At 73.4% G+C, this 21854-nt stretch carries 15 protein-coding genes and 3 pseudogenes; 9 read left to right on the forward strand and 9 right to left on the reverse strand.

The window, feature by feature from the left end:
* Window positions 1-83: 83 nt before the first annotated feature.
* The 3 genes from ABZU91_RS25560 to ABZU91_RS25570 form a co-directional block, all read right to left on the reverse strand.
* Window positions 84-848 carry a methyltransferase domain-containing protein gene (locus ABZU91_RS25560; protein ID WP_355245302.1) on the reverse strand — a complete coding sequence of 255 codons (765 nt, stop codon included), beginning with the start codon at window positions 846-848 and terminating at the stop codon, window positions 84-86.
* Between the two features lie 130 nt (window positions 849-978).
* Entirely contained in the window at window positions 979-2670 is a 1692-nt protein-coding gene (locus ABZU91_RS25565) for a hypothetical protein (protein ID WP_355245305.1), read from the reverse strand.
* A 202-nt stretch (window positions 2671-2872) separates the two neighbouring features.
* A complete protein-coding gene (locus tag ABZU91_RS25570; RefSeq protein WP_355245308.1) occupies window positions 2873-4465 on the reverse strand; it encodes a bifunctional NAD(P)/FAD-dependent oxidoreductase/class I SAM-dependent methyltransferase in 1593 nt (530 codons plus the stop codon).
* 38 nt (window positions 4466-4503) lie between these two features.
* On the opposite strand from ABZU91_RS25570, the gene ABZU91_RS25575 reads away from it, so the two are divergent.
* Window positions 4504-5100 (forward strand): XRE family transcriptional regulator, encoded by a 597-nt coding sequence (locus ABZU91_RS25575; RefSeq protein WP_355245311.1) that lies wholly within the window; start codon window positions 4504-4506, stop codon window positions 5098-5100.
* A 144-nt stretch (window positions 5101-5244) separates the two neighbouring features.
* On the opposite strand, the gene ABZU91_RS25580 is transcribed toward ABZU91_RS25575, so the two are convergent.
* The 4 genes and pseudogenes from ABZU91_RS25580 to ABZU91_RS25595 form a co-directional block, all read right to left on the reverse strand.
* A complete protein-coding gene (locus ABZU91_RS25580; RefSeq protein ID WP_355245377.1) occupies window positions 5245-6795 on the reverse strand; it encodes a hypothetical protein in 1551 nt (516 codons plus the stop codon).
* A 2178-nt stretch (window positions 6796-8973) separates the two neighbouring features.
* Window positions 8974-10086, reverse strand: a pseudogene (locus tag ABZU91_RS25585) (choice-of-anchor A family protein); the annotation flags it as partial.
* A gap of 84 nt (window positions 10087-10170) precedes the next feature.
* Window positions 10171-11772, reverse strand: a pseudogene (locus tag ABZU91_RS25590) (sulfatase-like hydrolase/transferase); the annotation flags it as partial.
* Window positions 11773-12026: 254 nt separating this feature from the next.
* A pseudogene (locus ABZU91_RS25595) lies at window positions 12027-12716 on the reverse strand (CDP-alcohol phosphatidyltransferase family protein); the annotation flags it as partial.
* Between the two features lie 93 nt (window positions 12717-12809).
* On the opposite strand from ABZU91_RS25595, the gene ABZU91_RS25600 reads away from it, so the two are divergent.
* The 7 genes from ABZU91_RS25600 (at window position 12810) to ABZU91_RS25630 (ending at window position 18558) form a co-directional block, all read left to right on the forward strand.
* Entirely contained in the window at window positions 12810-13793 is a 984-nt protein-coding gene (locus tag ABZU91_RS25600; protein ID WP_355245314.1) for a dehydrogenase, read from the forward strand.
* 2 nt (window positions 13794-13795) lie between these two features.
* Window positions 13796-14194, forward strand: coding sequence for a 6-carboxytetrahydropterin synthase (locus ABZU91_RS25605; RefSeq protein ID WP_355245317.1), 399 nt, complete (start codon window positions 13796-13798; stop codon window positions 14192-14194).
* A 41-nt stretch (window positions 14195-14235) separates the two neighbouring features.
* On the forward strand, window positions 14236-15288 hold the full coding sequence (locus ABZU91_RS25610; protein WP_355245380.1) for a glycosyltransferase family 4 protein: 1053 nt from the start codon (window positions 14236-14238) through the stop codon (window positions 15286-15288).
* Entirely contained in the window at window positions 15285-16109 is an 825-nt protein-coding gene (locus tag ABZU91_RS25615) for a class I SAM-dependent methyltransferase (protein WP_355245320.1), read from the forward strand. The genes ABZU91_RS25610 and ABZU91_RS25615 overlap by 4 nt, the downstream gene beginning before the upstream one ends.
* A gap of 64 nt (window positions 16110-16173) precedes the next feature.
* Window positions 16174-17112, forward strand: coding sequence for a lysylphosphatidylglycerol synthase transmembrane domain-containing protein (locus ABZU91_RS25620; protein ID WP_355245383.1), 939 nt, complete (start codon window positions 16174-16176; stop codon window positions 17110-17112).
* 58 nt (window positions 17113-17170) lie between these two features.
* The gene (gene ribA / locus ABZU91_RS25625; RefSeq protein WP_355245323.1) at window positions 17171-17854 is read left to right on the forward strand and encodes a GTP cyclohydrolase II; all 684 of its coding nucleotides are present in this window, start codon (window positions 17171-17173) and stop codon (window positions 17852-17854) included.
* Window positions 17851-18558, forward strand: coding sequence for a dihydrofolate reductase family protein (locus ABZU91_RS25630; protein ID WP_355245326.1), 708 nt, complete (start codon window positions 17851-17853; stop codon window positions 18556-18558). Before ribA ends, ABZU91_RS25630 begins: the two co-directional genes overlap by 4 nt.
* Here ABZU91_RS25630 and ABZU91_RS25635 read toward each other — a convergent pair.
* Together ABZU91_RS25635 and ABZU91_RS25640 are read right to left on the reverse strand one after the other, a co-directional pair.
* Complete coding sequence (locus ABZU91_RS25635; RefSeq protein WP_355245329.1) at window positions 18525-19028, reverse strand: hypothetical protein; 504 nt, start codon at window positions 19026-19028, stop codon at window positions 18525-18527. The genes ABZU91_RS25630 and ABZU91_RS25635 overlap by 34 nt on opposite strands.
* Entirely contained in the window at window positions 19021-20388 is a 1368-nt protein-coding gene (locus ABZU91_RS25640; protein ID WP_355245332.1) for a molybdopterin-dependent oxidoreductase, read from the reverse strand. Before ABZU91_RS25640 ends, ABZU91_RS25635 begins: the two co-directional genes overlap by 8 nt.
* A 177-nt stretch (window positions 20389-20565) precedes the next feature.
* Here ABZU91_RS25640 and ABZU91_RS25645 point away from each other — a divergent pair, with 177 nt between their 5' ends.
* Window positions 20566-21630 carry an NAD-dependent epimerase/dehydratase family protein gene (locus ABZU91_RS25645; protein ID WP_355245335.1) on the forward strand — a complete coding sequence of 355 codons (1065 nt, stop codon included), beginning with the start codon at window positions 20566-20568 and terminating at the stop codon, window positions 21628-21630.
* Window positions 21631-21854: the final 224 nt, after the last annotated feature.

Genomic DNA, 21854 nt, shown 5'->3' on the forward strand with positions numbered 1-21854 from the left:
CGGTTCCCGGCGAAAGCGCACCGGCACACCTCGGGTCCGGCGAGCGGCGCGGGGCGGCTGCGGGACCGACGTGCCGTGCGTGGTCAGGCTGCCTCGGCCGTGACCAGGTAGAGGGTGAAGCTCGCCAGCGAAGGACCAGCGGTGAGACGCCCCAGCCACGCCTGAGCGTCCGTGTCGGTCAGCTCGCCGGCCGTCACCGCACACGCGGAGTTGCGCCGCAGACCCAGAATCCGGTCCGCCGTGCCGAAATCCTCGAAGACGACGGCGATCGCCTCGACCGAGCGCACCCGCAGGCCGGCCCGTACCGACAGCCGGACCAGGTCCCGCCCGACCGTCGGATTCCGCACCCGACCCGCCACGAACCGGGCGAAGCGGCGGCTCGTCTCCACGTCATCGTCGGCGACGGCCAGGGTGTCCCAATCCGGCTCGGTCACCGCGAGCACACCCCCCGGGCGCAGCACCCGGCGGACCTGCGCCAACACCGTCGCGGGATCGTCCACGTGCATCAGCACCCGGTCGATCCGGACCCGGTCCATGCTGGCATCGTCCAGCGGAAGCCCATGGGCATCGCCCGCGCGCAGATCGATCCCCGACCGGCCGGCCACCCGCCGGGCCGCCTCCGCGAGCATCCGCCCGTCCCGGTCGACTCCGACGACCAGGCCGTCGGGCCGGACCGCGTCGGCCAGCCGCCCGAGATCGGTGCCCGGGCCGCAGCCGACGTCCACGACGGCGTGCCCCGGCCGCAGGTCGAGAGCGTCGACGGCACGCCTCTTGTAGTGACGGCCGATCGTGGTGGCGGCGGCCGCATCCAGGTACGCGATCTGATCCACACTCGTGAGCTGGCTCATCCGCCCATCCCACCATCGGCGCGACAGCGTGCGGTGCAGACGATGCGGGGATTCGGTGTAGACCGCCCGGTGCCGGTTCTGCGGAACGGGCCGGGACGCACGCGCCCCGGCCCGTTCCGCGCTGGCGGGCTCAGTGTCGGCCGTTGCCGTTGCCGTTGCCGTTGTCGTTGACCGGCTGCCCGAAGGCCAGGAACGGCACGGGCGTCGGGGGCTCGGTCCGGGCGAAGATCGGCTCGGGCTGCGGGGTGGGGGTTCCGGACGTGGCCGTCCGTTCGGCAAGCGCCACCGGGTACCGCAGGGGCGTCCCCTCCGGGCGGTCACCGTCGGTGTGCTCGGCATCGGCGTGGGTTTCGTCGGCGTGGGCCCCGCTGCGACCTGCCTCGTCGTCACCGGCCCGGTCCGCGTCGACGCGGTCGGTACGCGCCTGCTCGGTGTCGGTCTCGGCGCGACCGGCACGCTCGTCGGCGTCGGCGTCGGTGTCGGTGCGGTGGCTCGCCGGCGGGTCGACGGGGATCAGCTCGACACCCGCACGGGCAGGACTCGACCGTGGGCCGACCATCGGATACTCGGCGGTCTCCGTACCGCCGGCCGCAGCGGCCATCACGGCGGCGGAGGCCAGGTCGGCCACCCGCTTCGCCTCCCGCTGGACCCGGGCGCGGACCTCCTTCGCGTGCCGCTCGGCGGAGTCGCCGGCCCGCCGTGCCTCGTCGAGTCGAGTCGTCTCGGCGGTCAGGTCCCGCCGCACCTCGCTCAGCCGTTGCTGGATGCGGGACAGCTCGTTCTCCAGGGTCTCGCCCTCCTGGCGGACCTCGGCGAGCTGCTGCTGGGCGGTCTCCAACTCGGCGTGCAGTTGGGCCGACTCCTCGCGGCGCTCCTCGATGTCCCGCTGGAGCGCCGTCAGCTGCTCCTGGTGGCTGGCGGCCTGCTCGTCGGCCCGGTTACGCAGCTCGGTCACGTGCTGCTGCGCCTCGGCGAGCAGCGCGGCGATCTGCTGCTCGGTGAAGCTGCGCTGCTCGGCCAGCTCCTCCTGCGCCGCCGCCTGCAACTCGGCGATCTCCTGCTCGGCGGCGCTGCGCCGTTCGGCGACCTCGCGCTCCACACCGGCCTGCCACTGGACCATCTCCTGCTGGTTCTTGGCCCGGGCCGCCTGGACCTCCTGCTGGATCTGGGTACGCGCCGACTTCATCAGGGCGTCGGCGGCGACCCGCGTCTGGTTGAGCTGCTGCGCGCTCTGCTCGGTGATGCGCTTCGCCTCGTGCTGGGCGCGTTCGTGCGCGGCCTCGCCGTCGGCGCGCAACTGCTCGGCGCGTTCCCGGATCGCGGTCAGCTCGGCCTCGGCCACGGCGCGCCGCTCCTCGTACGCCTGCTCCTGCTCGCTGCGCCGCGCGGCCACCTCCTCGGACAGGTCCTGGCGTGCCTGCGCGGCCCGCTCGCGGGTGTCGACGAGGATCCTCTCCGCCTCGTTGCGCAGCTCGTTGGCCCGGTCGGTGGCCGACTCGGTGATGAGAGCGGCCTGCTTTTCGGCGAGGGTCAGTATCTCGCCGACCATCGGACCCAGATCCTGGAACGAGGCGCGGTCCACCTGCACCGGCTGCTCGTGCAGCTCGGCCAGCTCGGCGCGCAGCCGCTGCACCTCGGCGGTCAGCTCCCGCACCCGCACCGCGGACCGGCCGTGCTCGCCGCTGAGCATCGCGATCTGCCCGTCGAGCTGCTCCAGGTGCCGGTCCACCTGGCGTTTGTCGTAACCGCGCAGGGCGAGCTCGAAGCTCGGCCGCGAGGCCGCGTCGTCGCGTGCTGCGAGCGGCTCAGCGCCGATGGACATGCACCATCCTCCGTACAGTCGGGGCGCAAGGGCCGGCGGTCAACCGCCCTGCGGGCCGTGAGTGTGGCGCAACGCTACCGCCGAGCCGCCTCCCGTGCGAAGGCCCGCACCCCTCATTCGTCGATCATGGAGTCGTGGTGCCCGGAAGGCCCTGATCCGCGGCTCTTGTCATCCACCACGACTCCATGATCAGCGGTGCGGCTCAGCGACGGCGGGCCACCATGACCGCGTCGTGGTGGACGACGTCGTGGGGGCGGGGACGGGTGTCGGTGGTGAGGACGTCCCAGCGGGTCGGGTCCAACGCGGCGGCCACGTCCTCGGCGGTGTACATCATGTCCGGCATGTGCATCCGGTGCCCCGACGTCCACAGGTCCATCGGGTGGTGCCCCACGACCAGCAGCACGCCGCCCGGAGCCACCGCGGCGGCCAGCCGGGTGAACAACTCCCGCCGCTGCACGGGGGGCAGGTGCATGAACTGTGCCGACACCAGGTCGTACGCCTCCTCGGCGGGCGGCTTGTCGCGCAGGTCGGCGTGCGTGAACTCGATCTGGTGACCGACCCCGGCGGCCTCGGCGTGTTCGGCGGCCCGGGTCAGCGCGGTGGTCGAGATGTCCACCGCCGTCACCCGCCAGCCCCGCTCGGCCAGCCACACCGCGTCGGCGCCCTCACCGCTGCCCACGTCCAGCGCCCGCCCCGGAGTCAGGTCGGCCGCCTCGGTGACCAGCTGCGGATTCGGGCGGCCACTCCACACCGCCGGCTTCGACAGGTACCGCTCCTCCCACGCCGGCTCCTCGAAGGTCGTGGCGACCAGTTGCCGGTACGCGGTCACCGCGTCCCGGATCTCCTCGGCGATGAGGTCGGCGTTGATCGCCGCTGCGGCGGTGAGCCCGGCGGCGGCGGACGTGATGACCTGACCGCGCAGGTCGGCCACGTTGCCGGCCACCCAGACGCCGGGAACGGTCGTCGCTCCGGTGGCGTCGGCGGGGACCTGGGTGCCGACCACGTGCCCACCCATCGTCACCTCCTCGGGGGCCAGGCCCAGCCCGACCAGCAGGTCGGCGCGGGGTGCCGTGCGGGTGCCGACCACGACCACGTCGAGGGCCACCACGCGGCCGTCGGCGAGCCGGACACCGCTGAGCGCGTCCTCGGTCACCTCGATCGCGGCGACCGGGCCGGGCACCACCGCGATGCTCCGGGCGGCGAGCCGTTCGGCGGTCTCCTCGTCGAGGGGCGGCGCGTCGTGCAGCAGGAGGAGCACGTCGGACGTCCACTGCCGCCACATCTCGGCCTGGTGCACGGCCATCGGCCCGGTAGCCAGCACGCCGACGCGGCGGTCGCGCACCTCCCAACCGTGGCAGTACGGGCAGTGCAGCACGTCACGGCCCCACCGCTGCGCCACCCCGGGTACGTCGGGCAGCTCGTCGGTCAGCCCGGTGGCCACCAGCAGTCGACGGGCCCGCACCGCGTCGCCGTCGTCGAGGGCGAGCCGGAAGCCCTCGTCGTCCCGGGTCGCGGCCTGGACCCGGCCGGCCCGGAACTGCCCGCCGTACCCGGCCACCTCGGCGCGCCCGGCGGCGATCAGCTCGGCCGGCGGCGTCCCCTCCCGGCCCAGGTAGTTGTGCACGTGGTCGGCGGGCGCGTTACGCGGCTCGCCCGAGTCGATCACCAGCACCGACCGCCGCGCGCGGCTCAGCGCCAGAGCGCCGCTGAGCCCGGCCGCGCCACCGCCCACCACCACCACGTCGTACGTCTCGTCCACCGGAATGTCCCCCTGTTCGTCGGCTGAGCCCACCATCCGTCGCCGTCGTCGAGATGGCAAGTATCGTTGCTGTTATGGCAAACGACGACAACGCCGCGCTGGCCGCCGTCGGCCCCCGCCTGCGTGCCCTACGCCACCAACGCGGCACCACGTTGACTCAGCTCGCCGATCTGACCGGCATCTCGGTGAGCACCCTGTCCCGGCTCGAGTCCGGCAGCCGCCGGCCCACCCTGGAACTGCTGCTTCCGCTGGCCCGGGCCTATCAGGTGGCGCTGGACGAGCTGGTGGACGCCCCGGCCACCGGCGACCCCCGCGTACGCCCCAAGCCGATCGTGATCCACGGCGTGACCCACCTGCCGCTGACCCGCCGCCCCGGCGGCTTGCAGGCGTTCAAGCAGATCTTCCCGCCGGACCCGAGCGCCGGGGGACGAACCCCGCAGGTTCACGAGGGGTACGAGTGGTTGTACGTGCTCTCGGGTCGACTGCGCCTGGTGCTCGGCGACCGCGACCTGATCCTGACGCATGGCGAGGTGGCCGAGTTCGACACCCGCATCCCGCACCTCATCATGAACCCGGGGCCCGGCACGGCCGAGGCGCTCAGCCTCTTCGGGCCGCAGGGGGAGCGGCTGCACGTACGCGCCCGCCCCGTTGGGTCCGACCGCCCCGATTGACCGCCGATCGACACGACATCGGCGATGTCGCGGTATCCAGGCCATCGGACACCCCGACATCGCCGACCTCGTGTCGCGGCCGGGGTGATGTGCCGCGGGGGCCGGACCGGTTCCCCTCCGGTCCGACCCCCGCGACGCCCCGCGCTAGGCGCGGAGCCTGCGCTGGCGGACGACCAGCAGCAACGCGGCACCGAGCAGCACCGCCAGCACCCCGGCGGTCATCCAGCCACCGATCGGGAACGATGTCCCGGTCACCGGCAGCTTGCCCTTCACCGGAATGGTGATGGTGGACTCCGGCGCCACCGGCGCGGGGCCGTCCGGCGGGGTGCCCGTTGCCGTCGCGGTGTTCCGCACCGAGCCGTGGTGGTAGTCGGCCTTGCTGACCGTGTACGTCGCCGCGCAGGTCACCGCCGCGCCGGCGGCCAGGGTGACCGCGCCGTTGGGTGTCCGGTCCGGCCCACAGGTGATCGGGCCGAGGTTGGCCGGTGACGCCGGCGCCGTGAGGGTGTCGGTGATCGTGACGCCGGTCAGCGTCACCTGCCCGGTGTTGGTGACGACGAACTGGAACGGCACCTGCTGACCGGGCCGACTGATCTTCCCGGTGCTGCTGGACTTCACCACGGTGATCGCCGCGCCCCGGGTGGCGGTGACCTCGGCGCTGGCGGGTCCGGAGCGTACCGGGGCGGGTGGTTCCTGGCCCGGGATGATCGGCGGCGTGCCGGCCGCCACGGCCGTGTTGGTGATCCGGCCGGCTTCGATGTCCGCCGCCGTGACGGTGTAGGTCGACGTGCAGGTGGTGCTCGCTCCGGCGAGCAGGGTGACGCCGCCGTTCGGAACGGGCGGGGTGCCGCAGGTGATCGCCCCGGGCGTGCCGGTTCCGGAGAACTCCGTCTCGTCGACGGTCACCGACGTGAGCGGGGTGTTGCCGGTGTTGCTCACCACGAACCGGTACGTGACCACGTCACCGGCCGTCGACACCACTGTGGGTGTGGCCGACTTGGTGATGGCGATCGCCGGGTGCGGGATCGGGATGTCCAACGGGGACGGCGGCGAGACCGTCGGCGGCCCGAACGGCGGCGTGCCCGTGGCGGTGGCGACGTTGCGCAGCGACGAGCCGGCGAAGTCTGCCTCGGTCACGGTGTAGGTCGTCCGGCACTGGATGGACGCGCCCGGTTCCAGGGTCACCTGGCCGTTCGGGATGTTCTGCGGGCCGCAGGTGATGTCGCCGAGCTCGGCGCGCGGGGACGGCGGCAGCACGGTGTCGTTCACGGTCACGCCGGTGAGGGTCAGGCCGCCGGTGTTGACCACCAGGAAGGTGTACGGCACCTGCTGGCCCGGCGCGGTGACCGCCACCGTGGTCGACGATTTGATCACGTCGATGCCGGGGACGACCCCCGCCTGGGGAATGGTCAGCGTCGAGGGTGGCGAGTCCACCGGCGTGCCCCCGGGTGGGGTGCCGTGTGCCGTGGCGGTGTCGGTGACCCCGTCGTTGTCCAGGTCGGCCTGGGTGACGGTGTAGGTGGCCGTGCAGGCGGTCGTCTCACCCGGCGCGAGGGTGGTCACCGCGCAGGTGATCGGGCCGAGGTTCGCGTTGGACGAGGGCGGTGCCTGGACGTCGGTGACGGTGACGCTGGTCAGAATGAGTCCGCCGGTGTTGACCACGTGGAAGCGGTACGGCACCTGCTGGCCGATCATGCTGATCGTGGTGACCTCGGACGTCTTCACCACGGAGATCGCCGCCACCAGCCCGGATTCGGGGATCGTCAGTGTGGACGGCGGTGAGTCCACCGGCGTCTCGCTGTTCGGCGGCGTGCCGTGCGCGGTGGCGGTGTCGGCGACGGCGTTGTTGTCGAGGTCGGCCTGGGTGACCGTGTAGGTGGCCGTGCAGGCCGTCGCCTCGCCGGGTTCGAGGGTGGTCTGCGGGCAGGTGATCGGGCCGAGGTTCGCGTTCGACGACGGCGGTGTCTGCACGTCCGTGACGTTGACGTTGGTCAGCGTGACGCCACCGGTGTTGGTCGCGAGGAACTGGTACGGCACCTGCTGGCCGACCGCGGTGATCGCCACCGTGGTCGACGACTTGATGACCGCGATCGACGGCGTAACGTCGGCCGCCGGAATGGTCAGCACGGACTGGTCCGAGTCGACCGGCTGCTCGGTGCCCGTCGGGGTGCCGTGCGCGGTCGCGACGTCGGTGACCTCGTCGTTGTCCAGGTCGGCCTGGGTCACCGTGTAGGTGGCCGTGCAGGTGGTGGTCTCGCCGGGCGCGAGGGTGGTCTGCGGGCAGGTGATCGGGCCGAGGTTCGCGTTCGACGACGGCGGTGTCTGTACGTCGGTGACGTTGACGTTGACGAGTGTGACGCCGCCCGTGTTGGCGACCAGGAAGTGGTAGGGCACCTGCTGGCCGACGGCGCTGATGGTCGCGCTGGTGGACGACTTCACCAGCGAGATCGCCGGGGCGGGCGCGTCACCGGGGATCGTCAACGTGGACGGCGGCGACTGTACCGGCGGCCCGCCGCCGGGCGGTGTGCCCCGCGCGGTAGCGGTGTCGCGGACGGAACCGAAGTCCAGGTCGGCCTGGGTGACCGTGTAGGTGGCGGTGCAGTCCGTCTGCGCCCCGGGGGCGAGGGTGGTGGCGGCGCAGGTGATCGGGCCGAGGTTGGCGTTCGACGACGGCGGAGTCTGTACGTCGGTGACGGTGACGTTGGTCAGGGTGAGCCCGCCGGTGTTGACCACGTGGAAGGCGTACGGCACCTGCTGCCCGACGGTCTCGATCGAGACGGTGGTGGACGTCTTCACGACCGCGATCGCGGCGACCAGGCCGGTCTCCGGAATGGTCAGCGTGGCCGGTGGCGAGTCGATCGGCGTACCCCCGGGTGGGGTGCCGTGTGCGGTGGCGGTGTCGGTGACGCCGTCGTTGTCGAGGTCGGCCTGGGTGACGGTGTAGGTGGCGGCGCAGGTGGTCCGCGCGCCGGGGGCGAGGGTGGTGGCGGCGCAGGTGATCGGGCCGAGGTTGGCGTTGGACGACGGTGGTGCCTGGACGTCGGTGACGTTCACGCTGGTCAGCGTCAGTCCGCCGGTGTTGACCACGTGGAACGAGTACGGCACCTGCTGGCCGACCGTCGTGATCGAGGCGGCGGTGGAGGTCTTCGTGACCGCGATCGACGGGGTCAGACCGGCCGCCGGAATGGTCAGCGTGGACGGCGGCGAGGTCACCGGTGCGCCGGCGGGTGGCGTACCCCGCGCGGTGGCGGTGTCGCGTACGCCGTTGTTGTCCAGGTCGGCCTGGGTGACCGTGTAGGTGGCGGTGCAGGTGGTGGTCTGTCCGGGTGCGAGGGTGGTCTGTGGGCAGGTGATCGGGCCGAGGTCGGCGTTCGACGACGGCGGGGTCTGCACGTCGGTGATGGCGATGGCGGTGAGCGTCACGCCGCCGGTGTTGGTGACCAGGTACCGGTAGGGCACCTGCTGACCGACAGTGGTGATCGAGGCGGTGGTGGACGACTTGATGACGGCGACGGCGGCGGTGAGCACCTGCGCCGGGATGGTCAGGGTGTCCGGTTCGGAGACGACGGGCTGACCGACGGGTGGGGTGCCCCGGGCGGTGGCCGTGTTGGTCACCCCGCCGTTGTCGAGGTCGGCCTGGGTCACGGTGTACGTGGCGGTGCAGGCGGTGCGCTCGCCGGGCGCGAGGGTGGTGGCGGCGCAGGTGATCGGGCCGAGGTTGGCGTTCGACGACGGCGGGGTCTGCGTGTCGGCCACCGAGATGCCGGTCAGCGTGACGCCGCCGGTGTTGACCACGTGGAACGAGTACGGCACCTGCTGCCCGACGGTGGTGATCAACGTCGTCGTCGACGACTTGATCAGCGAGATGTCGGCCGGGGTGGCGCCCTCGCAGGAGAGTGTGGTGCTGAACGGGAAGTAGTGGATCTCGCCGCCGCGGTGGTCGAGCGTGCGGGTGATGACGCTGCCCTCGGTGTTACTGGCCGAGAGGTCGGTGAGGCTGGCGTTGGGGGCGTAGATGGTCCCCTCCACCGTGGCGGCCTGCGGGGTGAGAGTCAGCGCGGTCGCGGTCGGGAAGTTGAACAGGATGTAGCGAGCCTGCTCGCCGCCGATGCCGGCGAAGGTCGGGGCGGTCCAGTCGAACGTGTTGCCGACGCCCGTCGTGTCCACGTTGACCAGCAGCGGGGTGGTCGCGGTGGGCTGGCTGGCGAAGGTCAGGATCTGGATGTTGGCGAGGTCGGCTGCGGTCAGGTTGAGCACGTTTGTCACGCCCGGGGTGAGGGTGACCACGGCGTTGCTGCCCGGCGGGATCGGTCGGGGCAGCACGTCGCCGTTCGGCGTCCGGAGCACCACCGTGTTGTCGCAGGTGGCCAGGCCGGCGGTGGTGTCGCGGAAGGCGGCGAACGCCGCGGCGAAGTTGATCGGCGAGGTGGGCCCGACGCTGGGGACGGGCTGCCGGGTGACCAACTCGACCCGGGGGGACGCGTCGTAGTTGTCCGACGGCAGGATTCGCGTGTTGACCTGGGCGCCGTTGTTGTCGGTGTCGCGCACGACCGTGCCGGTCAGGTTGCCGACCTTCGCGTACCCGTTGGAGAGCACCTGGAGGCGCGTGCCACCGACACTGCCGGCGAAGTTCACGCGTCCGCCGACGACGAGGGCGCTCGGGCGGGCGTCGCCCGGTACGACGAACGAACCGGCCGTCGCCCCGGCGAGCTGGTAGTTGCCGAAGGTGAGGTCACCGCCGACGGCGAGGGTGCCCTCGTTCTCGTCGTTGACCACTGTGGCGTTGCCCTCGGTCATCACCCCGAAGCTCAGCGCCTCGGCGACCGGGTCCACCGGACCGATCGCCTCGTCGACCGCGGCCAGCACCGGGTTGGCCCGGGTGGGCGCGGTGGACGCCGGCAACAGACCGGTGACCGCCAGCAGCCCGCCGACGGCAAGCAGCGCCGTCGTCCGCGACCCGCGACTGCCCCACGCAAACATCCTCATCACGCCCCCGTTGCTCGATGTGCGAGCGAAGCGTAGCGAGGTAATTGTGACGAATGGAGTTATTTGTCCGAATTGCTGGAGCGATCAGCGCGGAGCGGCCAGCGGCGGTGTGGACGATCCGAAGGCGGTCAGGAACCGGTCGCGGAAGGAGTCCATCGGCCACACCGGCGCCTGCGGGCCGGGCCGCAGGCCGTCCTGCCAGCCCCACCCGGCGACCCGGTCCAGCACCTTCGGGTCCCGGGCGACGATGGTGATCGGCACGTCGCGGCTCGCGCCCTCGCCGGTCACCACCGGGGCGGGCTGGTGGTCGCCGAGGAAGACCAGCACCAGATCGTCGTCACCGTAGGTCTCGACGTAGGAGATCAGCGCCGACAGGGAGTAGGCGACGGCCTGCCGGTAGCCGGCCCGCACCCGACCGGTGTCCCGGTCGTCGGCGTCGCCGTCCTCCTTGGCGCCGGCGTCGCCGTGGTAGATCGAGCCGTCGCCCACCGCGTCCCAGCCGATCATGCGGGGCACGGCAGTCCAGGGGGAGTGGCTGGAGATCAGCGGGATCTCCGCCATGATCGGACGGTCCGCGTCGGCGCGGACCCGCCGCTGGAAGAACGACAGGGTGTACTGGTCGGGCATCGGCGCGTAGCTGAACTTCGGGCCACGGTAGCCGAGCGCCGCCGTGTCGTAGTAGCGGTCGTACGAGAAGAAGTCCTTCTCCGGCCAGGGCTGGGTCGCCGCGGGCAGCACGCCGACGGTCTGCCAGCCGGCCCGGCGGAACGCGCCGTTGAGCGTGAGCCGGTCACTGGCCAACAGGCTGCGGTGCCGTTGCTCGTTGTCCGTCCACAGACCCGACAGCAGGGTGTCGTGTGCCAACCAACTGCCGCCGCCGAACGTGGGGGAGGTGAGGAAGCCGCTGCGCGAGCCGTACCCGGCCGCGCGGAGCCGCTCGCTCCCGGCGTCCAGTACCGCGTTGACCTGCGGCGCCAACTCCGGATCCTCGACGGCGTCGCGCCCGTAGCTCTCCACGAAGGCGAGGACGACGTCCTTGCCGCGCAGCCCGGTCAGCAACTGCTCGCCCGGGGCGTCCTGGAACGGGTCGGTGTCGATCTGGGCGGTGAACCGGCTCCGGTCGTGCAGCCGCGCGTCCACCTGCTCGGCGTGCGCGCCCACCAGCGCGGTGGTGCCGGCGTCGGCCACCGGCACGCCCGGGACGATCCGCACCCCGGTGACGGCGCAGACCACCCAGGCGACCGTCAGCACGGCCACCGCCCGGGTCGCCGTCCGCTCGTGGTCGACCAGCAGCGACGCCAGTCGCCGTAGCGCCACGGTCACCACGACCAGCAGCAGGACGACCAGCAGCACGACGCCGACCACCGCGGCGACCGCGCCCGTCCGCCCCGCCGAGTCCCGGACGAAACCGAACGCGTCGTCCAGCAGCAGCCAGTCCAGCACCAGGTCGAACGGCCGGTCGAGGGCCGTGCGGAACCCCAGGTCGGCGAGCCTGACGATGGCCAGCAGGCCGAGCAGCGGCCCGACCACGGCCACCAGCACCCGCCGTGGGCGTGGTGGCAACGCCAGCAGCAGCGCCGCGACCAGCAGACCCTCCAACGGGATGCGCACCAACGCGCCCGGGGTCAGCTCGCCGAGCCGGTCCGGGCCGACCAGGACGGCGTACACCAGCAGGACCGCCAGCGCCGTGCCCGCCCACCGCAACGCCTGCCGCGCCGGGCCGCCCGACACGGACGACACCACGGGAGTACGACCACCGTCGTCACCGGTCGACGCCGAGCGCCCGCGCAGCCGGTCGGCCAGCCGGCGTCGCCGAGGTGCAAGGGTCATCGGGGCCTCCAGTCCGAGTGGACCGTACCGCCCGAGCGCGCCAGCAGCGCCGGCCTGGGCACCCGAAGGTTCGAAGCGGGCACCGGCAGCAGCGGGTGGGCCCGTCGGGGCGCCGGACGGCGACGCCACAACCAGGCCACGTCCCGGCCGAACGACTCGACCAGCAGCCCCAACGCCGTCACCAGCACCACAGTCGTCCACGGGTCCGGAAGCACCCGCGCGGCGGCCACCGTCAACAGCACCCCCTGCGCGGCGGCCACCACCTTGCGCCAGAAGCGCGGCGGCAGCGTTCCCCGCAGCCAGGGCAGCACCGCGCTCGCCGCGACGAAGACGTACCGCATCGCGCCGATGGCCAACACCCAGTTGCCGGCCGCCGGGGCCACGTACACGCTGAGGACCAGGATGAGGAACGCGTCGACCTCCATGTCGAAGCGGGCCCCCAGGGCGCTGGCCGTGCCGGTGCGCCGGGCGACCTGGCCGTCCACCGCGTCCAGCGCCAGGGCTACCGCGCTCAGCGCGACCAGCAGACCCACCGGCGTCGGGCGCTCGAACGAGTCCACCACCAGCGCGGTGATCGCGCCGACCAGGATTCCCCGGGCCAACGTCACCCGGTCGGCGGGGCCGAGGCGGGACGCGCCAGACAGGTAGAGCCCCCGGCTCAACGTGAGGCAGGTGACCGCCGCGTAGCCGGCGCCGGCCAACCAGCCCGCCGTGCCCAGACCCACGGTGGGGACCAGCGCCGCCAGCACGACGAGCTGTGCAGTAAGCCCGATCACCGGACCGCTTCGAACTGTGGGCACCGTACCTCCGTGTTTATGATCGACGACCCCGACAGGGAACACGGAAATCAGGGCCGTTCGGTTCGACCGGGACAAAAGGTGAGGTGTGCGAGGGTGATCCGCGAGGCGTACGCCTGCTGGGTGCGCGAGCCCGGCGCGGCGGAGATCCGGCCGGTGTCGCTGCCCGTTCCGGGCCCCGACGAGGTGCTGGTCCGGGCGCGCTACTCCGGGGTCAGCCGAGGCACCGAGACGCTGGTGTTCGCCGGCCGGGTGCCCCCCGACCAGTACGCGGCGATGCGCGCTCCGTTCCAGGAGGGTGACTTCCCCGGCCCGGTGAAGTACGGCTACCTCAGCGTCGGGGTGGTCGAAGAGGGCCCGCCGGAGCTGCTCGGGCGTACAGTGTTCTGCCTGCACCCCCACCAGAGCGCGTACGTCGTGCCGGCGACCGCCGTCGTGCCGGTGCCGGACGACGTGCCTCCCGCCCGTGCCGTGCTCGCCGGCACGGTGGAGACCGCCGTGAACGCCCTGTGGGACGCCGCGCCCCTGCTCGGCGACCGGGTCAGCGTGATCGGCGCGGGCATGGTGGGCTGCTGCGTCGCGGCGCTGGTGGCGCGGTTCCCCGGTGTGGACGTCGAGCTGGTCGACACCGACGCCCGCCGGGCCGGGGTGGCCGGAGCGCTCGGCGTCCGATTTGCGCGACCCGCCGACGCGACCGGCGACCGGGACCTGGTCGTGCACGCCAGCGCCACGTCCGCCGGCCTGCAACAGGCGCTGGACCTGCTCGCGCCCGAGGGCACGGTGATCGAACTGAGCTGGTACGGCGACCGCCAGGTGCAGGTGTCCCTCGGTGGGGCGTTCCACTCTGGACGGCTGACCGTGCGCAGCAGCCAGGTCGGCATGGTCGCGCCCGCGCGGCGTGGCCGCCGCAGCTACACCGACCGGTTGGCGCTGGCCCTGGACCTGCTGGACGACCCGGCGTTCGACGCGCTGATCACCGGCGCGTCCCGGTTCACGGAGCTGCCCGACGTACTCGCCCGACTGAGCACGGGCGACCTGCCCGCGCTCTGCCACCTCATCACCTACGACGACGGGGAGTGACCGTGTTCAGCGTGACCGTTCGGGATCACATGATGATCGCCCACAGTTTCCGGGGCGAGGTGTTCGGCCCGGCCCAGCGCCTGCACGGCGCGACGTTCGTGGTGGACGCGACGTTCCGCAGGCCCGACCTGGACGACGACGGCATCGTCGTGGACATCGGCCTCGCCACCGAGCAGCTGCGGGCCGTGGTCGGGGAGCTGTCGTACCGCAACCTGGACGACGAGCCCGCGTTCGCCGGGATGAACACCACGACCGAGGTGCTGGCCCGTACCGTCGCCGACCGCCTGGCCGAGCGGGTGCACGCCGGCGAGCTGGGCGCCGGTGCCCGTGAGCTGGCCGGCATCACCGTCACCCTGCACGAGTCACACGTCGCCTGGGCCAGCTACGAGCGGTCGCTGTGACCGACGCGGGCCGGTCGACGCCGGCCCACGCCGCCGTCGGGATCGACGGCCCGCGTCCACGTACGGTGCACGTCGTCCTACCCGGCGACATCGACGACCCGGGCGCGCCCAGCGGCGGCAACACGTACGACCGGAGGGTCTGCTCCGGGCTCGGCGAGCGCGGATGGCTGGTGCACGAGCACCAGGTGCCCGGCGCCTGGCCGCATCCCGACCCCGGGGCGTGTGCCGCGCTGGCCCGGCTGCTCGCCGCCGCGCCGGACGACGCCGTGGTGCTCGTCGACGGCCTGGTCGCCTCGGCCGTGCCGGACCTGCTCGCCCCGCACGCGACACGGCTGCGCCTCGTCCTGCTGGTGCACATGCCGCTCGACGACGAGGCCGAGGGCCGGGCGCTGGCCACCGCTCGGGCCGTCGTCACCACCAGCGCGTGGACGCGCCGTCGCCTGCTGGCCCGCCACCGGTTGCCGGCCGACTGCGTCCACGTCGCGCCGCCCGGGGTGACGCCCGCACCACCGGCGCCTCCCGGCAGCGCAGCCGGTGACCGGCTGCTCTGCGTCGCCGCGGTCACCCGCCACAAGGGCCACGACGTGCTGGTCGACGCCCTGTGTGTGCTGGCCGAGACGCCCTGGACGTTGGTCTGCGCCGGCACGCTCACCCGGGAACCCGAGCTGGTGCACCGACTGCGCGACCGGCTCGCCGGCGCCGGCCTGTCGGAACGGGTCCGGATGGCCGGCCCGCTGACCGGCCCGGCGCTCGACGCCGCGTACGCCGCCACCGACCTGCTGGTCCTGCCGTCGCGGGGCGAGACGTACGGGATGGTCGTCACCGAGGCCCTCGCGCGTGGCGTGCCGGTGCTGGGCACCGAGGTCGGGGGTCTGCCGGAGGCGCTCGGCAGTAGTCCCGACGGCGTCGTGCCCGGTCTGCTGGTCCCGCCGGACGACCCGGCCGCCCTGGCCGGCGCGCTGAGTCGGTGGCTGGGCGACGACGAGCTGCGATCCCGGCTGCGCCGCGCCGCGCTCGCCCGCCGTGACACCCTGACCGACTGGCCGACGACGACCGCGCGGCTGGCCGCCGTGCTCGAGGAGGTGACGGGGTGACCGTCGAGGAGACCCTGCCGTTCGCCGACTGGCTGCGTCTGCGCGAACCGGCCGACGCGGCGGCCCGCGCCGAGGACCTGGTGGACGCCGTCCGGCCCCGGCTGAGCTGCCACGACCCGATCCTGATCCACGACCTGGGCAGCGGCACCGGCTCGATGAGCCGCTGGCTCGCCGCCCGGCTGAGCGGACCGCAGCACTGGGTGCTGCACGACCGGGACGCCGACCTGCTGGCCCGTGCCGCCGACGGTATGGCCGGGCTGACCGCCGCCGACGGAGCGCCGGTCACCGTCGACACCCGCTGCGGCGACCTGACCCGGCTGAGCGCCGCCGACCTGTCCGACGGCGCGCTGGTCACCGCGTCCGCGCTGCTGGACATGTTGACCGCCGAGGAGGTCGAACGGGTGGTCGCGGCCTGCGTCGACGCCGGCCGCCCCGCCCTGTTCGCGGTGTCGGTGACCGGTCGGGTCCGGCTCACCCCGGCCGACCCGTTCGACGCCGCCGTCGAGGAGGCGTTCAACGAGCACCAGCGGCGTACCGTCGACGGCCGCCGGTTACTCGGCCCGGACGCCGCCGCCGTCACCGCCGCCGCGTTCGCCCGGCGGGGCGTACCCGTGCGGGAGCGACCCAGCCCGTGGCGGCTCGGCCCCCGCCAGGCCGACCTGGCCGCCGAGTGGTTCCGGGGCTGGCTGGGCGCGGCGTGCGAGCAACGCCCCGAACTGGCCGGCCCGGCCCGCGCGTACGCCGATCGTCGACTGGCCGAGGCGGCCGCCGGCGGGCTGGGCGTACTGGTCGAACACCTGGACCTTCTGGCGGGTGGATGAACCATCGACACCCTGGGTACGTGCACTAGAGGGAGTGGACGATCTTCAGGGAGGACCGGCGTCGATGGTGTGGGCCTGGGCACGAGTGGTCGGCGGGGCGGGCCTGCTCGCCGTCCTGCTGTGGCAGGTGGGCGGCGGCGCGTTCCTCGCCGGCGTACGGCTGATCGACGCGCCAGCGCTGGCCGCGGCCCTGCTCATCGGCGTGCTCACCACCGTCTGCGCGGCCTGGCGGTGGAGCCTCGTCGCCGGTGGACTCGGCGTGCGGCTGCCGCTGGCGACCGCGGTGGCGCACTGCTACCGGGCGGTGTTCCTCAACGCCACACTGCCCGGCGGTGTGCTCGGGGACGTCCACCGGGCGGTGCGTCACGGCCGCGACGCCGGCGACGTCAGCCGGGGCATCCGGGCAGTGGTCTGGGAGCGTACCGCCGGTCAGGTTGTCCTGGTGGGTGTCGCCCTGGTGGTGCTCGCGGCATTCCCGTCCCCGGTGCGGCAGTACCTGCCGGCCGCCGCCGCCCTGCTGGCCGTGGCCGGCCTGGCCGTCGTGCTGCTGGCGCGCCTCCTGCCCGGCACCGGCCGGTCCCGGTGGGCACGCGGCGTACGCACCGCCGTCGCCGACGTGCGGGCCGGGCTGCTGGCCCGGCGGACCTGGCTGGGCGTGCTGGTCGCCTCCGCCGTGATGGTCGCCGGTCACCTGGCGACCTTCCTGGTGGCGGCACGGACCGCCGGGTCGGACGCTCCACTGGCACGGCTGCTGCCACTGACCCTGCTCGCCCTGCTGGCGATGGGTCTGCCCCTGAACGTCGCGGGTTTCGGTCCCCGCGAGGGCGTGGCCGCCTGGGTGTTCGGCGCGGCCGGCCTCAGCGCGGCCGAGGGCGTCGCCACCGCCACCGTCTACGGCGCCCTCGTGCTGGTGGCCAGCCTGCCCGGCGCGGCCGTGCTGCTCGCCCGGCGAGCCCGCAATCCCACCACCGCTCGGGAAGCCGCCTTGCGCGGTGACTGTTGAGTCAGTGGTGAGACGGTACGCGTCGCCGTTCGAGGACGGCGCCGGACAAAGGAGCCCCATGCCCGAAGCACTGCCCGTCGCCACGGTCCGTACGCAGGTCACGGTGCCCCTGGCGTTCCCCGACGGCTACAGCACCACCGTCCGGGTCTTCACGTTCAAGGGGCTGGTGGACGGTCGGGAACACCTCGCCCTCGGTCTGGGTGACTGGGCCGGCGCGCTGGACCGGCTCGCCGACGGTGGTGAGCCGCCGCTGGTCCGCCCGCACAGCGAGTGCCTGACCGGGGACGTGTTCGGCAGTCAACGCTGCGACTGCGGACCGCAGTTGCGCGAGGCGGTCCAGCGCATCACCGAGACCGGCGGCTTCCTGCTCTACCTGCGGCAGGAGGGCCGCGGCATCGGCCTGTACGCCAAGCTCGACGCGTACGCCCTGCAGGACGCCGGACTGGACACCTACCAGGCCAACGTGGCGCTGGGCCGGGGCGAGGACGAGCGCGACTACAGCGCCGCCGCGCAGATGCTGGCCACCCTGGGCGTGCCGCGCGTACGTCTGCTCAGCAGCAACCCGGACAAGGCCGAGCAGTTGACCCGGTTGGGCGTGGACGTCGTCGAACGCGTACCCACAAGCGTCTTCCTCTCCCCGGCGAACGCCGAGTACCTCGCGGCGAAGGCCGCCAAGGCGGCGGAGACCGAGGCGGCGGAGGCGCAGGCGGAGCGTACCCCCGACCGGCCCGTCTCCCGGTGAGCTGCCCAACGGCGTCGCCGCGGCCGTACGTGCTGCTGAGCTGCGCCACCTCCATCGACGGGTACATCGACGACGCCTCCGACCAGCGCCTGCTGCTGTCGAACGACGACGATCTCGACCGCGTCGACGCGGTCCGGGCGGACTGTGACGCGATCCTGGTCGGCGCCGCCACCGTCCGCCGCGACGACCCGCGCCTGCTGGTGCGGTCCGCGTCGCGGCGGACCGAACGGTTGGCGCGCGGCCGGCCCGCCTCGCCCACGAAGGTGACGCTGACCGCGCGCGGGGACCTCGACCCGACCGCCCGGTTCTTCACCGCCGGCGACTCCACCCGGCTCGTCTACTGTGCCAGCGGCGCGCTGGACAAGACCCGGGAACGGGTCGGCGCGCTGGCCACCGTGGTCGACGGGGGAGAGCCTGTCGACCTCGGATGGATCCTCGCCGACCTGGCGGCGCGGGGGGTGCGCCGCCTGATGGTCGAAGGTGGTGGAACGGTGCACGCCCAGTTCCTCACCGCAGGCCTCGCCGACGAGCTGCACCTGGTCGTCGCCCCGTTCTTCGTCGGCGACCGCCGGGCGCCCCGCTTCGTCGGCGAGGGGACCTTCCCCTGGCACCCGGGCCGCCGCGCCCGACTGGCCGAGGCCCGCCCGATCGGCGACGTGGTGCTGCTGCGTTACGCGCTCTCCGACCGCTGCCCCGACGACTGACGACGACGTCGCAGCGCGTACGCGAGTGCACTGAGCAGGAACAGTGCCGCGCTGAGCGCCAGCCAGCGCAGCAGGTACGGCCGTTGGGTCTGGCCGGTGGCCGCCTCGTGGGTCGTCTCGCCCCAGCGCAGGATGCCCGGGGCGTAGACCACGAACAGCAGCGCCGTACCGAGCGCCGGCACCCGCAGGTGGTTGAGCAGGGCGACCCGGCCGCGTACCACCGCGCGCAGCACGCGGTCGACGCTCGCGTACACCGGAAACAGCACCAGGTCGTGGGCGATGACCGCGCCGACGAACCAGAGCAGCATCCGGCCGAACGTCGCCTCCTGGGCGAGCCGCAGCGCCACCCAGCCGGCGAGGACGATGACCGCCGTCACCAGGACGAGGTACCAGGGCGCGGCGCCGTAGGCGGCCCGCAGTCGCGCGGTCCGCCCGGCCGGCCCCTGCGTCGGCCTGACCCGCTCACCCATCGGTCCGCCCCCGGAAGTCGATCTCGGCGACCCACTTGGTGCAGTGCACGCCCGGCAGGGCGGGCACGATGATCCGGGCCGGGTAGCCGTGGTCGGGTGCGAGGTCGACGCCGTTGACCCGCAGGGCCAGCAGCGAATCAGGATCGAGCACCTGGTTGGCCGCGAGCACAGCGGTGCGGAACAGCCCGGCCTGCTCCAGCGACGAGACCCGTGCCGAGGCCGGGTCGGGCACCCCGGCGAGGGCGGCCAGGTCCCGAAGACGGACGCCGGTCCAGGTCTGCCGGGTCGACCAGCCCTCGACGCAGGCGATGGGCAGCGCGGCGGTGTGCTGTGCCAGGGCCAACAGGGCCAGCCGGTCCAGGCTCACGCTCCGGCCGCCACCGCGCAGCGTCAGCCGCCAGCTCGCGTCGGTCTGCTCGGGGCGTACGCCGGCGGCGGCGACGGTGCGGTTGACCGGGAAGCCGTTCGGCCCGGTGCCGGGCTGTCGCCCCCGGGGCAGCAGCAGCGCCGTGCGCCGCAGCGGGCCGTCCAGGCTCTGCCCGATGGTCAGAACCGCCAACAGCAGCGCCCCACCGCCCACCAGGCCCAGCGCTCCGCGCCGGCTCACGGTCGCCGGGCCGGGGTCGGCGGCGACCAGGCCGTCCGGGTCGGGCGGCTCGGGTCGCGTCGCGGCACGTGGGGTGCGCAGCTCCGCGCCCAGCGGACGGGACCGCAGCGCGGTCACCAACCGGGGGAACTTGATGATCACGTGAGCCACGAAGGCCGCCGTGAAGATCCAGGCACCGAAGTAGTGGGCGGTGTAGAAGTCGAAGCCGAACACGTACGAGTACTGGATGTTGAGCAGGCCGGTGGCGATCTGGAACAGGATCCCGCCGACCAGCAGCAGCAGGGTCAGCCTCTCCAGCACCTGCGCCAGGGAGCGGGCCGGCGGCCAGTCGAACAGCTTCGGCAGCACCGACCACAGTTTGCCCAGCACCACCGGGACGAGCACGATTCCGAGCGTCACGTGCAGCCCCTGCGTGAGGCGGAACAGCCAGGACGGCCGGGTCGGCCAGTCGAAGACCGGCAGCCGCAGCCACCCCACGCCCTGTGGGAACGCCTGGTCGAACCCGGGGCCGTAGGCGGCATAGTCGAGCAGCCCGGTGATGATCACCAGTGGTAGCGCCACCAGCAGCGCCGAGCCGTAGACGGCGGTGAGCCAGGGACCGCGCAACGGACTGCGCCAGGCACGCTCCGCCGCGTCCACACCGGGTGGGCGGTGCCGGGCCAGCCCTCGCCACAGCCGGCGCGGTGCGCCATAGCCGTCCACGTCCGACGCCCGGTCCCCGTCGACGCGCGGGCCGGATCTGCCTACGGGCACTCGCTGCTCCCTCCTCGTGCACTGTCGGCAGGTTAGACGGCAGACGTACGACGGGTCCGGGTTTACTCCATTACCGAACGCTTACCGCGCCGCAGCCGCCCGCCGAGCTGTTGCGAACTCCTTACGGCTCCGCCGAACCGGCCCGCCGGGCATCCGGACGGCCCTACCGTGGCCGACATGCGCGTACTGGTCACCGGCGCGGCCGGGTTCATCGGGTCGCAGGTCGTCGACCTGCTCGTCGAGCAGGGCCACGAGGTGGTGGCGCTGGACGCGCTGCTGCCCCAGGCGCACGGCGGGGAACTGCCCACCTGGTCCCGCGGGCACCAGGTGGTCCACGGCGACGTCCGCGACGGCGCCCTGCTGGACCGGCTGCTGTCAGGTGTGGACGCGGTCTGCCACCAGGCGGCGATGGTCGGTCACGGCCTCGACCCCTCGGACGCCCCCGACTACGTCACGCACAACGACTACGGCACGGCGGTTCTGCTGGCCGCGCTGCACCGGGCGGGGATCGGCCGTCTGGTGCTGGCCAGCTCCATGGTGGTGTACGGCGAAGGGCGCTACGCCTGCCCCGAGCACGCCACGGTGCGGCCCGCGCCACGGCGACCCGAGGATGTGGAGGCCGGCCGGTACGACCCGACCTGTCCCCACTGCGACCGAGGGCTTCTCCCGGTGCTCGTACCCGAGGACGCGCCGCTGGAGCCCCGCAGCACGTACGCCGCCAGCAAGCTCGCGCAGGAACACCTGGCCGCCGCCTGGGCCCGGCAGACCGGCGGGACGGTGTGGGCGCTGCGGTACCACAACGTCTACGGCCCCCGGATGCCCCGCGACACCCCGTACGCCGGAGTGGCGTCGATCTTCCGGTCGGCGCTGGCGGCCGGCGTGGCCCCTCGCGTGTTGGAGGACGGCCGGCAGCGGCGGGACTTCGTGCACGTCACCGACGTGGCGCGGGCGAACCTGCTGGCGCTCACCAACGGCCTGCCGCCGGCCACCCTGATGCCGGTGAACGTCTGCTCGGGGGAGCCGCACACCGTCGGAGAACTCGCGGTCGCCCTGGCCGACGCGATGGGCGGGCCGACCCCGCAGGTCGTGGGCGGGGCTCGCGCGGCCGACGTACGGCACGTGGTCGCCGACCCGCGCCGGGCCACGGAGATGCTCGGCTACACCGCCCGGGTCGGCTTCGCCGAAGGCGTGGCCGGCTTTGCCACCGATCCGCTACGCGAACCAGCCGCCGTAGCAGGCTGACACCCGCCCCCGCACGCCCTGCCGCCCCGGCCTGTTGCCCGCCGTCCCCTGTTGCCTGTTGGCCGCGGCCCAGTTGCTGATGTCCGTCGGCCATCACTCGGTCGCGCGCCACCGGCCCCGAACGTGCCGTGTCCAGCCATACCGGACCGACGTAAGCCGCCGCCGGCTCGTGGCCGCCGCCGATAGTGGTGCGCCCAGCGAGGCGGCACCAACAATGAGCGTGA

Origin of the sequence: Micromonospora sp. NPDC005174 (genome assembly GCF_040608495.1) — a bacterium.
GTDB lineage: Bacteria > Actinomycetota > Actinomycetes > Mycobacteriales > Micromonosporaceae > Micromonospora.

Bases quoted from the DNA above. Each gene is read 5' to 3' on its own strand.
- ABZU91_RS25560 (WP_355245302.1), bottom strand. From the start codon at position 848: ATGAGCCAGCTCACGAGTGTGGATCAGATCGCGTACCTGGATGCGGCC.
- ABZU91_RS25565 (WP_355245305.1), bottom strand. From the start codon at position 2,670: ATGTCCATCGGCGCTGAGCCGCTCGCAGCACGCGACGACGCGGCCTCG.
- ABZU91_RS25570 (WP_355245308.1), bottom strand. From the start codon at position 4,465: ATGGTGGGCTCAGCCGACGAACAGGGGGACATTCCGGTGGACGAGACG.
- ABZU91_RS25575 (WP_355245311.1), top strand. From the start codon at position 4,504: ATGGCAAACGACGACAACGCCGCGCTGGCCGCCGTCGGCCCCCGCCTG.
- ABZU91_RS25580 (WP_355245377.1), bottom strand. From the start codon at position 6,795: ATGATCGGCCAGCAGGTGCCGTACCGCTTCCACGTGGTCAACACCGGC.
- ABZU91_RS25620 (WP_355245383.1), top strand. From the start codon at position 16,174: ATGGTGTGGGCCTGGGCACGAGTGGTCGGCGGGGCGGGCCTGCTCGCC.
- ribA (WP_355245323.1), top strand. From the start codon at position 17,171: ATGCCCGAAGCACTGCCCGTCGCCACGGTCCGTACGCAGGTCACGGTG.
- ABZU91_RS25635 (WP_355245329.1), bottom strand. From the start codon at position 19,028: ATGGGTGAGCGGGTCAGGCCGACGCAGGGGCCGGCCGGGCGGACCGCG.
- ABZU91_RS25645 (WP_355245335.1), top strand. From the start codon at position 20,566: ATGCGCGTACTGGTCACCGGCGCGGCCGGGTTCATCGGGTCGCAGGTC.